Source organism: Sinorhizobium fredii USDA 205 (assembly GCF_001461695.1).
GTDB lineage: Bacteria > Pseudomonadota > Alphaproteobacteria > Rhizobiales > Rhizobiaceae > Sinorhizobium > Sinorhizobium fredii.
In genome coordinates, this window is the sequence record NZ_AUTC01000113.1 from 1 (window position 1) to 725 (window position 725).

The 725-nt window shown below is 55.6% G+C and carries 1 protein-coding gene; it reads left to right on the forward strand.

From position 1 onward, the window contains the following. Positions 1-249 precede the first annotated feature (249 nt). The gene (locus tag N181_RS11670) at positions 250-693 is read left to right on the forward strand and encodes a hypothetical protein (protein ID WP_015633501.1); all 444 of its coding nucleotides are present in this window, start codon (positions 250-252) and stop codon (positions 691-693) included. Positions 694-725: the final 32 nt, after the last annotated feature.

Below are 725 nucleotides of genomic sequence, written 5' to 3' on the forward strand. Positions count from 1 at the left end.
CACGGCGACCAATGCCGTCTGCTACACCACCTCACGGGACACGATCTGGTCCACCGGCGGGTTCTTTGGAACCCAACCCCGATCCCCCATTTGCCGATGAAACTGCATTTCAACGCTTGGCCTCTCGCTCCTCCGACCTTGCGGGCCGCCTTAAGACCCGCAGGCTTCCGGCCACGGCCCATTGGTACTCGATAAGAGCGAGAGGGTTCTCCTAGATTCAAACGAGGCAGCTATCAGCGGGTTTTCAATATGAAAATACTTTCTTACAACCCAGGCCATGATGGCGCATTTGCGTATGTCGAGGAAGGCCGCTTGGTATTCTCCATCGAGGCCGAGAAGAGTTCGAAGTACCGACATTCGTCGTTATCTGTCCTCGATGCATTCGACGCACTTGCCGAACTACATGCCGTTCCCGACGTTCTATGTGAAGGGGGTTGGTGGCCCGGCGACTCTCCGCGCGTAGGTGAAGCAGCGGCTGACTACCGCGGTAGCGATCAGGTGATCGTCAGCAAGAAGCGCTTCTTGGGAAAGACCATCGATTTCTTCTCATCGTCCCATGAACGATCGCACCTTCTGTGCGCGTTTGGGATGTCTAACGTACCGAAGGGCACTCCGTGTTACGCGTTGCTTTGGGAAGGTATCATTGGGGCGTTTTATGAGATCGATGCGGAACTGAATGTATCCCCACGGTGACGGCCGTCTTGTGATGTGATGCCGAACATTGG

What these genes read in the sequence shown, in the direction of transcription:
- N181_RS11670 (WP_015633501.1), top strand. Translation starts at nt 250, where the DNA reads ATGAAAATACTTTCTTACAACCCAGGCCATGATGGCGCATTTGCGTAT.